The organism is Terriglobus tenax (genome assembly GCF_025685395.1).
GTDB classification, from domain to species: Bacteria; Acidobacteriota; Terriglobia; order Terriglobales; family Acidobacteriaceae; genus Terriglobus; species Terriglobus tenax.
The window spans coordinates 108933-123923 of record NZ_JAGSYA010000004.1; the positions used below are offsets into that span (position 1 = coordinate 108933).

10 protein-coding genes are annotated in these 14991 nt (G+C 60.3%); 2 read left to right on the top strand and 8 right to left on the bottom strand.

Features of this window, described 5'->3' with window-relative positions; translation table 11 throughout:
* The 3 genes from OHL13_RS06115 to OHL13_RS06125 form a co-directional block, all read right to left on the bottom strand.
* Nucleotides 1-894: a hypothetical protein gene (locus tag OHL13_RS06115; protein WP_263409247.1), complete on the bottom strand. Its 894-nt coding sequence runs from the start codon at nt 892-894 to the stop codon at nt 1-3.
* Between the two features lie 99 nt (nt 895-993).
* Nucleotides 994-1236 (bottom strand): anti-sigma factor family protein, encoded by a 243-nt coding sequence (locus tag OHL13_RS06120; RefSeq protein WP_263409248.1) that lies wholly within the window; start codon nt 1234-1236, stop codon nt 994-996.
* On the bottom strand, nt 1233-1862 hold the full coding sequence (locus OHL13_RS06125; RefSeq protein ID WP_263409249.1) for a sigma-70 family RNA polymerase sigma factor: 630 nt from the start codon (nt 1860-1862) through the stop codon (nt 1233-1235). The genes OHL13_RS06120 and OHL13_RS06125 overlap by 4 nt, the downstream gene beginning before the upstream one ends.
* A 200-nt stretch (nt 1863-2062) precedes the next feature.
* On the opposite strand from OHL13_RS06125, the gene OHL13_RS06130 reads away from it, so the two are divergent.
* The gene (locus OHL13_RS06130; RefSeq protein ID WP_263409250.1) at nt 2063-4363 is read left to right on the top strand and encodes a lytic transglycosylase domain-containing protein; all 2301 of its coding nucleotides are present in this window, start codon (nt 2063-2065) and stop codon (nt 4361-4363) included.
* Between the two features lies 1 nt (nt 4364).
* Here OHL13_RS06130 and OHL13_RS06135 read toward each other — a convergent pair whose 3' ends face one another.
* The 5 genes from OHL13_RS06135 to OHL13_RS06155 all read right to left on the bottom strand — a co-directional run bounded on the left by OHL13_RS06135 (nt 4365) and on the right by OHL13_RS06155 (nt 10172).
* Nucleotides 4365-4772 (bottom strand): response regulator, encoded by a 408-nt coding sequence (locus OHL13_RS06135; RefSeq protein ID WP_263409251.1) that lies wholly within the window; start codon nt 4770-4772, stop codon nt 4365-4367.
* A 63-nt stretch (nt 4773-4835) separates the two neighbouring features.
* Nucleotides 4836-6254, bottom strand: coding sequence for a bifunctional UDP-N-acetylglucosamine diphosphorylase/glucosamine-1-phosphate N-acetyltransferase GlmU (glmU, locus tag OHL13_RS06140; RefSeq protein ID WP_263409252.1), 1419 nt, complete (start codon nt 6252-6254; stop codon nt 4836-4838).
* A gap of 89 nt (nt 6255-6343) precedes the next feature.
* The gene (locus tag OHL13_RS06145; RefSeq protein ID WP_263409253.1) at nt 6344-7783 is read right to left on the bottom strand and encodes a M16 family metallopeptidase; all 1440 of its coding nucleotides are present in this window, start codon (nt 7781-7783) and stop codon (nt 6344-6346) included.
* Entirely contained in the window at nt 7780-9315 is a 1536-nt protein-coding gene (locus OHL13_RS06150) for a M16 family metallopeptidase (RefSeq protein ID WP_263409254.1), read from the bottom strand. The genes OHL13_RS06145 and OHL13_RS06150 overlap by 4 nt, the downstream gene beginning before the upstream one ends.
* Nucleotides 9316-9386: 71 nt before the next feature.
* A complete protein-coding gene (locus OHL13_RS06155; protein ID WP_263409255.1) occupies nt 9387-10172 on the bottom strand; it encodes a lysozyme family protein in 786 nt (261 codons plus the stop codon).
* A gap of 100 nt (nt 10173-10272) precedes the next feature.
* On the opposite strand from OHL13_RS06155, the gene OHL13_RS06160 reads away from it, so the two are divergent.
* Nucleotides 10273-14895, top strand: coding sequence for an Ig-like domain repeat protein (locus OHL13_RS06160; protein WP_263409256.1), 4623 nt, complete (start codon nt 10273-10275; stop codon nt 14893-14895).
* Nucleotides 14896-14991: the final 96 nt, after the last annotated feature.

Consider the following 14991-nt stretch of genomic DNA (forward strand, 5'->3'; position numbering starts at 1 on the left):
TTAGTCCCGCGGCACCGTGATGTCACGTTTCACTTCGCGTCCCCCGGCAACGGCAACCGGCGGATTGACGGGGCGAGCCACGGGGTCTCGTGGCTCCACAGGCTTCTGTACGGCAGCGGCTTTGCGCATGCCGGAGATATTCTTGACTGCAGCCATAAGGCCGGAGCGCTTGTGCAGCGGCTTGACCATACGGGTTTCACCCATGGCAGCCGTACGCACCACCTCCGGTTTGCCTTGGTCTCCTCGAACACGTTTTGCCGCTGAGTGTGTCAGGAACTGAAGGGGAGCCTTCTCCACAAACTGCATCAGGTCAATCACGGTAAGGACGGTGCCGGTTTCCCCATCCAGGTCCTTCTTCCGATCGCTGCGATGCAGCAGGTTGGAGAGTGTGTTGTAGACATGGATTTCCGTCATGTGGAGGTCTTCGCGCAGGCGGTCATGGAGCAGGGAACGGACATCGCCGTGGTAATACTGCTGCAGAGCGCGATAGGTATGCGTGGCGACTTTGCGGCTTACTCCGGACTCGGCGGCGAGATCGCAAAACTCATCCTGGGTCTGCGAGTCGCGCGAGGAGAGGCGGGCTTCCTTGCCCAGCCGGCGGATACCCCGGGCAATGGTCTTCAGTGCCCAGTAGACGAGCAGAAGGACGACGAGTCCGGCTGCCGGCGGAGCCAACTGCATGGTCAGTCGCACGGCGGAGTCGTTGTGCGACTGCGCGCTTTGATTGAAGTTGTCAAAGGAAGCGTTGGCCCTGGTCTGAAGTCCGCCGACATTGAAGATGTAGGCCGAAAACAGGATCGCCATGGCGGCGACGAAGAGCGTTCCAGGATGGCTGAAGAGGCCGCGCTGGCGCGTCAAGGAAGGGTCATTGACCCTGCGATTGGATATACCCATGAACGACGTATCCCGGCGGGAAAGGTAAGGAGCTGTTGTACCCGTCGAGAATAGGCCGCAGAAAACTGGAAGTAAATGACAAAAAAGTGGGAGTCTGCGTCACGCGCAGTCTTTGCCGCGGCACTTGCTCATAATGTTCGCAATCATACGTTCGCGAAGATCGGTAGGCAGTTCATAGACGTCCGTATCGCGATAGATCGAAATCGTCTGCCGGGTGGTGTTGACGACCACCTCGCAGTGACTGCACTCGCACATATGCTGGCGTACTTCCGCTTCCAGCTCGCGGGCGATGGTGCCATCGAAGTAATCGGTCATTTTGGCCAGAAACTCTGTGCAGGTCACAGCTTTGCTCCTTCCGGCTGCTTCATATACCGGCTTAGACGCTCGCGAAGCTGCAGGCGAGCGCGGAGCAGGCGGCTTTTCACCGCGGGAACACTCAGCCCCAGCGCCTCGGCCGTCTCTTCCGTCGAAAGATTTTCGATATCGCGCAACGTAAACACTGTTCTAAACCCGGGCGGCAGGCCCTGAATCGTCTTCTTCAGAATGTCTCCCAGCTCGGACTGCCCGTAAATCTGTTCGGGGTTCGGGCTCCAGTCAGCGAAATCGCGGGGGATTGCGCCTTCTTCGGTCTGGACATCCTCGTCCATGGAAACTGTTCTGCTTGTCTTCCGCTTGCGGAGCCGCATCAGGCTCTCATTGACCGCGATTCGAACCAGCCACGTGGAAAACTTCGAGTTTCCCTGGAACTGTTCGAGCTTTTCGTAGGCCTTGAGGAAGACGTCCTGCGCAATGTCCTCCGCATCCTCGCGGTTCTGGGTGATGTGCTGCGCTACCCGGAAGATCTGCCGGTCATATTGCCGGACAAGCTGTTCAAAAGCTGCCGCATCTCCTTTCCGGGCGCGCGCAACAAGTGCGACATCCGGATGTTCTTCTTCTACTGCTGGGGATTGGATGGCTGTTGTCGGCATTTTGGTGCAAGCTTTCTTAAGCAGATTCCGGACCGGTGGCCCATGGCCATTACCGGGGAAGAATTTGATAATCCCATACTAAACCAACACGATATCCGGGTTGTCCTATGGGGTAGGGGTATCGCCGTAGATGCGGAAGACTCGACGGGCAGAAATTTTCGCCCCGGATCGCATCATACTTTCGATAGAAGCCGATGATTTTGCGCCGTTTTGCTGTTGTTCTGCCGTTTTTCCTGTTGTCGCTGTCCGCCGGTCTGAGCTATGCCCAGACGAAGAAACCGGCAGCGAAGAAGCCTGCCGCCAAGTCGGCGGCAAAACCCGCTGCGGCCAAAAGCACGAGCGGGAAAACATCTGCCAGGCCGGCAGTGAAGGGCCGGAAGAAGGTCGTAAGCCCGCCGCCCACCGCACAGTCACGCAAACTGACCAGCGCCTTTGTGGCGTCGTCTCAGCTGCGGTCCATGGCGCAGCAGCTCAATGCGGGCCGTTCCGCGGCAGCCTACAGCGGAGTTCTGGGTTATGCCAACAGCCATACCGGCGAAGCCTCCGCAACCGCATGGCTGGCCATTGGCCACGCCTACATGCTGGATAAGCGGTTTGGCGATGCCTATAACGCCTTCCGACAGGCGGCTCAGCGCGGGGAGGCCCTGGATGACTATGCCGATTACCTTGGGGCGCAGGCAGCTTTGCAGGGAGGCCGCGGCAGTGATGCTTACGCCCTGCTGGATGGCTTTGCCAAGCGTCACCCGGGATCGATCTTTGCAAGCAATGCGCCGGTGCTGCTGGCTAATGCATACCTGCAGCAGAATGACCCGGAAGGTGCTTTGAGGGTGCTGGGGCAGCAGGCCAACACCCCCCTGGCATCGCATGCGGACTTCCGCTACGCCCAGGCGCGTGCCTGGCAGCTTGCTGGGAGCACCAACCAGGCTGCGGCAATGTATCGCAGTCTCTACACGCTGCTGCCTCTGAGCTATGAGGCCACGCAGGCACGAGTGCAGTTGCAGCAGATGGGCACCCCGTTGACCGCGACCGAGCATAAGATTCACGCCGACCAGCTTTATAACGCGAAGCGGTATGCCGATGCGGCGGACGAGTATCACAGCATCCAGAACAACCCGTCGTTAAGCCCCTCGGACCGCGACGCGCTCGATATCTATGCTGCCGTGTGCGATCTCAAGCTGAAACGTCTCTCCAAGCGAGAGGCTGAAGGCCTGCCGCAGACCGATGATGACTCCGCAGCGCTGAAGCTCTACCTGCTGGCGGAACTGGCCCGCAGTGCCAATGACACGAACCAGCATGGCAACCTTGTCGGGCAACTAACCCAACGTTATCCGCGCAGCCGGTGGACGGAAGAGGCCTTGTACTCGGCAGGCAATATGTACCTGATCAAGCATGAGTATGGTACGGCAGCCAGCTACTACAGCCAGCTTGTGAGCCTGTTTCCACGCAGCACCTACGGACCTTCCGCACACTGGCGGGCCGGCTGGCTGAGTTATCGCACGCGGAACTATCCTGAAGCCGCGCGTCTGATGGATGAGCAGATCACTCGCTATCCCACAGGCATTGAGACGCCCACCGCCCTGTACTGGCGGGGACGCATGTACGAGGAGCAGGAGCACAATCTGCCGCAGGCGGCGAACTACTACCGCACTCTGGCCGCAAGCTTCCCGAACTACTACTACGCCATGCTGTCGCGCCAGCGGCTCAGCGTACTGGGACAGCAGCCTGTCGTGGCAGCAGCGGCTCCACTGGCTTCTGTCCGTGGACCGCAGGTGCCGGACCTGATTGATACGTTGCCGGAGAACGATACGCATCTGATCAAGGCCCGTCTGCTGGCAAATGCGGCGCTGAATGAGTACATCGCTCCGGAGATCCAGGCCAGCCCGACGAGTTCGCAATGGGGCACACTGGCGCAGGCTGACATCTACACCTCGTTTGGCGAGTATGTGCGTGCCCTGCAGGCGATGAAGCGCAGCGGAGCGTCCTACTTCGCGTATCGCGTGGAAGATGTTCCGGAGCGCTACTGGAAGCTGCTGTTCCCGACGCCGTACTGGAATGATCTGACAGCAAACGCCTCGCGCAATGGACTTGATCCGTACCTGGTGGCTTCGCTGATCCGGCAGGAGTCGGAGTTCAACCCCGGCGCGGTCTCGCATGCGAATGCATATGGGCTGATGCAGATGCTGCCCTCCGTCGGCAAGTCGCTGGCGAAGAAAGACGGGATCAAGAAGTTTGCGACGAATGACCTTCTGCAGCCGCCAACAAGCCTGCGGCTGGGCACCATGTACCTGCGGCAGACGATTGATCGTTTCGGCGGGCAGGTGGAGTATGCGCTGGCCGCCTACAACGCTGGCGATACTCCCGTGCGCCTGTGGATGTCCGCGAATGACTACCGCGACATGGCGGAGTTTGTGGAAGCAATTCCGTACACCGAGACGCGCGAGTATGTGCAGGCGATTCTTCGCAACCGTGAGATGTACCGGGCTGTGTACGGCGGCAAATAGCTCAGGCCATCGATTCGCGCCATGCGGGCGGACAGAGCCGCGCGCTGATGGCGCAACGGATAGCGGTCAGCAGTCCGTTGGAGCGCAGTGGTTTGGCAACCAGGTCGGCCGCACCCATGTGGATGATATCCATCATCAGCCGCGTGTCCGTCACCCCCGAAAGCATGATGACCGGAAGCGACGGGTAATTGCGGCGCAGTGTGCGAAGCAGGTCGATTCCGGAAAGGGCCGGCATATCCAGGTCGTCAATGACGAGGTCGATAGTGGAGGCCCCATCTTCCATAAAGCGGAGGGCTTCCTGGCAGCTGGAGGCTTCTACGGTCAGCAGACCTCCACCGTTCAGAACATCGCGGAGCATCTCCCGCACAGAAGGGTTATCGTCGACAATCAGGATACGTCGGGCAGCCATGCTGGTCTCCTTGCCGTACAGTTGCCTGCATCGGCAGAGGAGACCAGGACTTGAGCGGGAAGACTAGTTTTTTTTCAGACGGGAGCGCCGTTCGTCAGCCCAGCCCGGCTTTGTCTCCTGGCGGGAACGTGCGATAGCCAGCGAGCCGGCCGGGACGTTGTCCGTGATGATGGAGCCGGCGGCGGTAATGGCGCCGTCACCGATGGTCACCGGTGCCACCAGGGCGTTGTCAGAACCGATAAAGACGTTATCGCCGATGGTTGTCTGGTGCTTGTTGACGCCGTCGTAGTTGCAGGTAATCACGCCCGCGCCAATGTTGGTTCCGGAGCCGATGACCGCATCGCCCAGGTAGGTCAGGTGGTTCGCCTTCGAGCCCTTGCCGAGCGTTACCTTCTTGGTCTCAACAAAATTGCCGACGTGTGCACCTTCGCCGATATGGCTTTCAGGGCGCAAGTGCGCGTAAGGGCCGAGGATGGCTCCGTTAGCCACGGTCGCCTGATCGAGAATGCAGCCATTCCGAAGGATGACACGCTCGCCGATGGTTGAGTTCTGCACGACCGAGTAGGAGCGGATGCGGCAGTCGCCGCCGACAACAGTGTTGCCGAGCAACTGCACAAAGGGCTCGAGAACGGTGTCTGCCGCAACCTGTACCGAGGAGTCGATGACGCAGGTCTCCGGTCGGAAGATGGTGACACCCTGAGCCATCAGGCGGCGCGCGGTGGCCATGCGCATCGCCTCGTCCAGGTACATCATCTCGGCGATGGTGTTGGCTCCGAGCACCTCGTCCACCCCCCCGGTCGCCTCAAGGGCTACAACCTTTTCTCCTGAGCCGACCAGAAGGCTGGCTACGTCGGTCAAATAAAGCTCGCCCTGTGCGTTGTTGGCGTTCAGCTTGTCGAGCTGCGTGAAGAGGGAAGCTGTACGGAAGGCGTAAATGCCGGAGTTGATCTCGGGTGTATCGCGCTGTTCAGGCTTCAGGTCTTTCTGCTCCACGATGGCAAGCGCCTCGGAAGAGCCAGGCTCACGGCGGATGACGCGTCCATAGCCTGTGGGGTCTTCCGGCACGGCCGTGAGGATTGTCATGGAGGCATCCTGTGCAAGGTGAAAGTCGCGGATGGCTGTAATGGTCTCCGGACGGATGAGCGGTACGTCGCCGGAGAGCACCAGCAGATGATCGGGCGGCGTAATGTCGGAGGCGGCGAAGAAGGCCTTGACCTGCTGGATGGCATGGCCGGTTCCGCGCTGCTCGGCCTGCAGCACGAAGTGTGTTCCTTCGGCGGAGACAGCTGACTTTACCTTGTCGGCCTCGTGGCCAACAATGACGTAGATGTCGCCGGGCCGGACAACCTGTTTCGCGGCGGCGATGACGTGCAGCAGAAGCGCTTTGCCACCGATTTCATGCAGCACCTTGGGGCGCTTGGACTTCAGGCGTGTGCCTTTGCCGGCAGCCATAATGGCAACGGCGAACGTGGGAGTGCTCATGTTGGGAATGATAGATGGAGAGGGGAGTACGCGGGAGATGCAAAAACGGGTCCTTCCTCGTGCCAAGGACCCGTTTTTGCCGTGGAGTGTTAGTTTCCCATGCCTGCCGGGGGCGGCGGGATGGTGATATCGACGTTGTTGACCGGACCGAGCTGCTTGAGCGAGTCGCCCAGGTCGCCGCCGTTGCCAACGACAACGATGGCCAGCTTTGAGGTGTCGATATACTTTGCCGCGACACGGGAGACATCCGCGGCCGAGACCTTCTCGATCGCTGACTTGTACTTCTCCAGGTAGTCGGCAGGGTAGCCGTAGAAGGCCAGCATGACCTGCTCGCTCAGCACCTTCGAACGCGAGTCGTAGCGGAAGATGAAGGAGTTCAGCAGCTGCTCCTTGGCATTCTTCAGCTCGGTCTCCGTGGGAGGAACGCTCTTGAGCTGGTTGATCTCATCGAGCATCGCCTTGGTGGCCGCAACCGTGCTGGCACTCTTGGTACCGGCCTGCACACGAAAGGTTCCCGGGTGGTCGTAGCTGGCTCCGTAACCTCCTCCAACCGAGTAGGCCAGGCCAAGCTTCGTTCGGACGGACTGCACGATCCGCGATCCGAAACCACCGGAGAAGATCTCGTTCATGACACTGAGCGCGTAAACGTCCGGGTTGTTGCGCAGGGTGCCAAGGCCGGCGATGGAGATGTTGGACTGGTTCACATCGTCCTTGTTGATGAAGTAGACGCCGGGCTTGGGGCCTGGGAAATCGCCCTTGTAGGACTTCGTGGGCTCGCCCTTGGGCAGCTTCTCGAAGACATCGCGCAGCTTCTTCTCAATGGTGGCGGAGTCGAAGTCGCCAATGACCGAGACCATCAAGTTACTGCCGACAACGGTCCTGTCGTGCCACTGCTTCATGTCATCGACGGTGACGGCCAGTACCGTGGAGAACTCGGCCTGACGGGCGTAGGGGCTGCTGCCGCCGTAGACCACCTTGGCCACCTCGCGTGCAAGGATGCCGCTGGCATCGTCATTGCGGCGGGCGATGCCGGTAGCCATCTGCTGCTGGGCAAGCTCCAGTTTGTCGGCCTTGAAGGCAGGGTGCAGTAACAGGTCGACTGCCTGTGGGAAGACGGTGTCGAAATCGGTCTTCAGACTGCTCCAGGAAAGACCAGTGGAGTCCAGGTCAGAGCTGGTCTCGATCTTGGCGGCCTTTGCTTCCAGCATGTCGTCCATGGCGTCACCGTCGAGTGTGGCGGTGCCGCTGGTACGCCATACATCACCGTACATATCCAGCATGCCGGTCTTGGCGGCAGGCTCTTCACGCGATCCGCCGCGGACGTTGATGCTGCCGTCGATGAAGGGAAGTTCATGGTCTTCCTGCAGAAAGATGATGACGCCGTTCTTCAGGTCGATCCGTTTTGGCTGTACGGGTTTGAACTCATGCAGCGGCGGCGTGGGGATTTTGGCCCATGGCTGGGCGGTCTGCGCAGGAAGAGCTGGTACAGCAAGAGAAAGAGTAAGAGCTACGCGGAGGATGGTTTTCACTGCGCACCTCCCTGAGCAGCAGCGGCGGGTGTGGGCTTGCTGGGCCGTGTGAACTCAATGGTGGTGCTGGTACGGTTGGATTCGACAAACAACTGGTTGGCGACACGGCGAATGTCCGCCTTGGTTACCTTGTCATAAGCATCCAACTGGCGGAAGAGCTCGCGCCAGTCACCATAGCGGGTCTGGTACTCGGCCAGCTGCGACGCGAGCCCCTGGTTGCTGGCAAGGCCGCGCAGCAGATCGGCACGGGCGCGTGTCTTGAACATAGCCAGCTCGGCGTCGGAAACATCTTCCGTCTTCAGACGGTCAAGTTCTTTGTGGATGGCGTCGCGAAGCTGTGCGGGTGTCTTGCCCGGGACGGGAACAGCGTACACCGCGAACAGGCCGGGATACTTTTCGCCGGGGAAGCCACTGAATCCGGCTGCTGCGGCAGCAATCTTCTGGTCGCGAACCAGCGAGCGATAGAGTCGCGCCGTGCGGCCGTTCGAGAAAAGGTCGGTGATGGCGTCGTACACGGCATCATCTTTGTCGCGGTAGTCAGGACGGTGGTAGCCCTCAAGGTAGAAAGGCTGCGTGGCCTCGCGGATGGTGACGGTGCGTTCGGCGAATTGCTTCGGTTCGACCGTAGTCATCTCCGGCGGTTTGGGGCCGGCGGGAATGCGTCCGAAATACTTCTCGAGGATCGGCATGGCTTCGGCGCTCTTCACGTCACCTACGACAGCCACAACCATGTTGGCAGGCACGTAATACTTCTTGTGGAACTCCTCGGCCTCGGTCGCGGTCACCTGGCTTATCTCGCTGGGCCAGCCGACGCCGCTGCGGCCGTAGGGATGCGCGGTATAAGCGGCGGCGAGGAACTGCTCCACCATGCGGCCAATGGGAGCGGAGTCAATACGCATGCGGCGTTCTTCCTGCACGACGTCGCGCTCCTTGTAGAACTCGCGCAGGACGGGGTCGGCGATGCGGCTGCTTTCGAGGTAGGCCCAGAGCTCCAGGCGGTTGGAGGGCATCGACCAGAAGTAGTCGGTCTTGTCCTCGCCAGTAGAGGCGTTCAGGCCAACGGCTCCGCTCTGCTCTGCGATCTCAGAGAACTGGTTCGGAATGACGTACTGCTGCGCGTCTTTCGTGGCTGCGTCGAAGGCATCCTTCAGTTGCGCAAGCTTCTTCGGATCCTGGCCGACCAGCTTGCGCTGTTCCAGGTTGTAGGCGGAGTAGGCGGCCTCCACCCTGGCCAGCGCGGCCTTCTCGGCAGTGATGTTGGTGGTGCCAATCTCGCTGGTACCCTTGAAAGCCATGTGCTCAAACATGTGCGCCAGACCGGAGGCTCCCTGGGGATCATCCGCCGAGCCGGCGTCTACCAGCGTGTAGAAGCTGAAGACCGGCGCTTCAGGGCGCTCACAAACAATCAGGGTCATGCCGTTGGGCAGCACTTTGACCGTGGTGCGCTTCTCAAAGCTCGCCAGATCCTGCGCCGCGGCAACTCCGGCAAAAAGGACAACGGCCGCAAGCGCGGCTTTCATGCGATGCAACATGGAACCTCCAACCTCTTCAATACTGCAACGATAGTGGATATGGGCGTGGGACGGTTAGCCAGGGTCGAAGGTTAGACCCGCTTTTTTGCAGATTTGCGTGCAGCTTTCTTTGCCGGTTTGGCGGCTGCTTTCTTTGCGGCCTTGCTGGGTGTCTTGCTGGCAGCTTTTTTAGCCGCTTTCCTGGCCACAGCCTTCTTCGCTGTCTTTCCGGCAGCATGACTGGTCTCCATAACCGGTTCGATCGGCAGGATGACCGGAGCAGACTTGGCTGAGGCTGGAAGGGCGGCTTCCGCGGTGATGGAAGGAACGGTGATGCTGGCCAGGAATTGTTTGCTGGTCCAGTCATTGCGGGCAGCAGGGGGGCCATTACGATGGCTTTCGGCCGCAGCTGTCTGCCAGTCGCCACTGACTACGGCTTTCAGCATCTTCGGGTAGCCCTTCAGCAGCCCTGTCAGACCCAGGTTATAGGCCATATCAAGCAGGGCCAGCTTGGCGGGTTGGGGCAGGGCATCCCATGTGGAAATATTCTTGCGCAGCTGCTGGTCCAGGGTCATGACGGCTGCGCGGAGCTGGGCGTCGATCTCCTCCAGCGTCAGCAGGACCGACATGGCGCTGCGGTAGTATCCGGAGGCCTTGCCCTTCACCATGGAGGCGACGCGGCGGAAGTCGACGGCAATCTCCTGTGTTGTCGCGGGGCGATTGTCGTACTGGAAGGGCAGGTGCGCGGCTGTCTGGGCATCCGGCAGCATCAGGCCTGCGCCGACGGTGACCTTGCCCACCGTGTCCTGGTACATCCAGCGGACGACATTCTCAAAAACTTTCAGTTGCGCGAAGGACTCTTCCAGATAAGTCGACACGCGGAAAGCGTACCACGGCTCCCACTTTAGTCACCTCCAGGTAACCCGGGAAGTGTTATTGCCTTTCCCGTTTCAACCGGCGAGAATCAAGGCGGTCCCTATGGCAGTGAAAATTCAGGCTCTTGTCCGCCAGTGCGCGAAGGTTTGTGCGTTGGTGTGTGTTCTTTCCGCAGGTTTGCAGGCGCAGCAAGTGCGTCGCACCCTGCCTTCCGCCACGACGCTGCTGCCCACTGGGACGGCGACGCTGGGCTCTGCTGCCGCTTCAGCGCCGCTTGGTCATATTTCGATTGCGCTGACCACGGACGACGCACGGCAAAGCGCGCTTGCGCAGTATTTGACGGACCTGACCCGAACCGGTTCCGACAGTTATCACCACTGGCTTACGCCCGCCGAATTTGCCACGCGCTTTGGTGCGACCGATGCCGAGGTGAGCCAGGCGACTGCATGGCTTGAGTCCCAGGGTGTGCATATAACCGGCACGAACGCCGCACACACGTTGCTGCAGGCCACTTCTACCGTGGCCATCGCGAGGAATCTCTTTGCCGCAGACCTTCGCCAGGCGCAGGTTGCGGGCAGTTTGCATGTTGTCACCGTCGGCGATCTTTCTCTGCCGGAAACCGCGCCGCAGGTGATTGGCGCTGTTTCGGGGCTGGATGATCTGGATAGCTCGCCTTTGGCAACGGCAGAGGCTAAGGTCGACAGCAATGCTTCGGCTGTGCTCGCGGTACAAAGTATTCAGGCAGGCCAGCAGGACTGGAAACTGCTGTTGCAGCAGGCGAATGCGCAGGGCATCACCGTGCTGTCGGATACCTCGGCTGATTACGCAGAGGTGACCGTGATTGCGTCCGCCCAGTTGAGCGATGCTCTGACGGCATCGCAGACCAGGCCGGATTGGCAGGTAGCCCCTGGGCTACCGGGGGACGGCCTGCGCGCCGTGCCGGACTTTATCGCTACTACGGACTTCAGCACCACGGTCCAGCAACTGGTCAGCCGCAGCGGCGGACGGCTGGGGAATATCAATGCGACGCTCTACCAGTTGTCGGTACTTCCGAAGGTCTTTACCGAGCCGGAGGGTGTTGCGACCGGGACATGGACGGCGCTTGCGGGCCTGGGCACGGTCAATACAGACGAGCTTCTGAAGGTGTGGCCACTGGGCGTCTCCACCTCTTCGACGACCCTGATCACATCCCCCATCCCAGTGACCTATGGCTCCACACTGACCCTGACCGCGACCGTGACAGGCACGGGCGGTACACCGACCGGCGCCGTAACCTTCATCAGTGACAAGGCAGGGACTCTGGGCAATGCAAGCCTGGATACAACCGGCAAAGCGGTGTACACCATCAGCACGCTGGATGCTGCATACCACACGTTCACAGCAAGCTATGCCGGGGATTCCACGTACGCAGCCTCGTCGGGGACATCGGGCAATACGGTGGTTCCGCAGGGGCTGATCGTAACCGCAAGCCAGAGCGGATCTGCGGTGATCGGAAGCAATGCGACCATCAATGTCACCGTAACTACGACCAGCGGCACGGGGCATGCCTTGGGAACTGTCAGCGCCCAGGCGCAGGGTGTTTCCGATACCAACACCTATACCGGCACGCTGACGGCTTCCAGCACGAACGGGCAATCGACCGCGACCATCAGCTTTCCCATGCGAAGGGACGAGACCTCTCCGTTTACGATCCTTGTCTCCTGCACGCCGGCCAGCAGCAATTATTCCTGCACTTCGCCCGCCTCGATGACGATGACGCCTTCAAACGGCAACGTTACCTCCAATACATCGATCACATCGTCCACCTTCGTTCCGACGCATGGTCAGAGCTTCACGCTGACGGCAACGGTGACCTCCGGAGCCAGTACGCTGACTCCGACCGGAACGGTGACCTTCTCAAGTTCCTCAACGGGCACAATTGGCACCGCGACGCTGGATTCTTCCGGTAAGGCGACCTACACCACCAAGCAGTTGGCCGGCGGGCAGTACAGCTTCAACGCAACCTATGCCGGTGACATCAATTTCGCGACCTCCACCACCCCGGCACCGGCGACCGTCTCTGTTCAGCCAGAGTCAGCGAGTGTGACTGCGGTTCTGAACGGGACTGCTGCGTATGGTTCCAATGCCACGATTACCGTCACGGTTGCGGGTACCTCGGGTGTCGGGAATCCTACGGGAACCGTGACCGTACAGGGGCAGGGAACAACCGATCAGAAGGCATATTCGGCAGCGCTGACGGCCGCTGGAAGCACGACGACCAGATCCACGGCTTCGGTCACATATCCGGTGAGCGAGAAGAACACCTTTACGGTGCTGGTCTCCTGCATCAGCGGAGATAGCAGTTTTACCTGCCCGAACCCATACACGCTCTCGATTACTCCCGGAGCAACCAAGACCGCCAGCGCAACCGTGCTGACCTCTTCGCCAAATCCTCCGGTCACAGGCTCCGTTACGACCTTTACCGCAACGGTCGCCTCAGGCAGTGCTTCCGTGACGACAACGCCCACTGGCTCCGTAGACTTTCTGGATAACGGAACGATCATCGGAACGGGGACACTATCCGGCGGAAAGGCTACGTTCTCGACCACGCTGGCAAGCGGCAGCGTGCATGTCATTACGGCGTCCTATTCCGGTGATACCGTCTACAACAACAGCACGTCGGGCTCCCTATCGACATCTGCAGGCACAACGACCAGCACGATCACGCTTTCTGCCACCCCCAACCCGCCGGTAGCCGGCCAGTCCGTAACCTTTACCGCGACGGTCAGCTCGGTGACGAGTTCTGCCCGTGGAGCTCAACCGCAGGCAACGGTCACACCCACCGGAACGGTCCAGTTCCTGGATAACGGCACAGCGATCGGTACAGGTACGCTGACCAACGGTGTAGCGACGTATACGACGATCCTGGCAGCCGGAACGGCACATAGCGTATCGGCGGTTTACTCCGGCAACGGAACCTATGCCTCTGCAACCTCTTCTGCGATCACCGTACAGGCGACCACTGGCACAACCGCGACAACAACAGCCCTGGTGGCATCGAGCTATGCGGTCACCGGTGGAACCAACATCACCTTCACCTCGACGGTGAAGTCGTCCACCACATCCACCAGCACGCCGACCGGAACGGTTACGCTGACCTCGTCGAAGGACGGCGTTATTGGTACAGGCACTATCGGTACGGATGGAACGGTCAACATTTCCAGCGCGACGCTGACCTCTGGCACCCATAACATCACCGCCACCTATAGCGGCGATACGAACTTCGCTGCGTCCAGCAGTTCGGCGATTGTGGTCACGATCTCTCCTCAGACCGGCACGCTGACCGCTTCCATTTCTCCGACGACCGGAGCCTATGGCTACACGGCGACCATCACGGCAACCGTTGCTGTGACCTCGGGGGCTGCGAATGGTACGGTGCAGGCGGTCCTGGACGGCACAACCTATACAGGCACCGTCACCACCGGCACCGGCACCATCACGGTGAATGTGCCGAAGCCAGGCCGGTACTCCATCGTGGTTTCCTGCCCCGCGACAAACTCCTTTACCTGCAGCAATACCGTGACGCTGTCGTTTACCGCAACCAAGGGATCGACCACGACCACAGTAACCGCGAGCACAAGTTCGGCGATGGCCGGCGACAGCATTACGCTGACGGCCGCCATCGCCAACCAGGGCAATGCGACGGGAACCTATAGCTTCACAGGCACGGTGACCTTCCTCGATGGCACGAAGACCCTGGCCACGGCTCCGGTAGCCTCAAACGGAGCGACAGCGACGGTATCACTAACGGGCTCCGGCACGCATGCCATCACTGCGGTCTATTCCGGTGACACCAACTGGTTTGGCAGCACCTCGGCATCGACGGCGATTGTGACCACAAAGGTCGACTCTCAGCTTGTGCTTTCCGCATCCAGCACGACGGTGGTCAACGGAACCAATGTGATCTTCACGGCAACGGCGAGCGGAACGAATGCCTCCTCGACCCTGGCGCCACCAACCGGAACGGTGACCTTCTACAGCACGGTGGGAACAACAGTGGTGACGCTGGGCACGGCGACGTTGACTGCAAATGGAACCACGCAGTCGATTGCAACCATTTCGACGACAGGGCTGAAGGCTGGGACAAATAGTCTTTATGCCATCTACGCCGGAGACACGAACTATAAGACCTCTACATCGAACACTCTGACGGTGACGGTCGGCGACTTCGCGGTCACCTTCAATCCTGCGACGCTGACGGTAACGCAGGGGAAATCCGGCCAGGCAATTGCCACGGTCACCAGCACAGGTGGCTTCAGTGGAACAGTGACCCTGGGTTGCACTCCGCCCCCAGGCGCATTGATGACCTGTTCCTTCGCCCCGGCCACGTTGAGCGGGAGCGGCACCAGCACGCTGACTGTAACAACGACGGCGAACACGGCAACAGCCATGAACCACGGCATGCCGTGGCGTGTTCCAGCGGGAGGTTCCGTGCTGGCGGCAGTTCTGTGGTTTGCCATGCCGGGCCGCCGCCGCAGAATCAGCCTGTTGCTGGTGATGTGCGCGGTACTGATGACCATCACTGCCAGTGGATGCGCCACGGTGTCTTCGGATGGCGTCGACGGGGGTGGATCCTCTAACAACGGAACACCGTATGGCTCCCAGTTACTGACGATCACACTCTCTGGCACGGATGGAGTTAGCCAGACCCGGCATAACTCGACCTACCAGGTGACAGTTCAGTAGCTGAAAAGGATTTACCAGACCAACCGAAACCTTTTTTGAGATTTCCCGTCTGTACGAGGCGACCCGTTGTTCACTGGCCGCACGCAAATGTGCGCT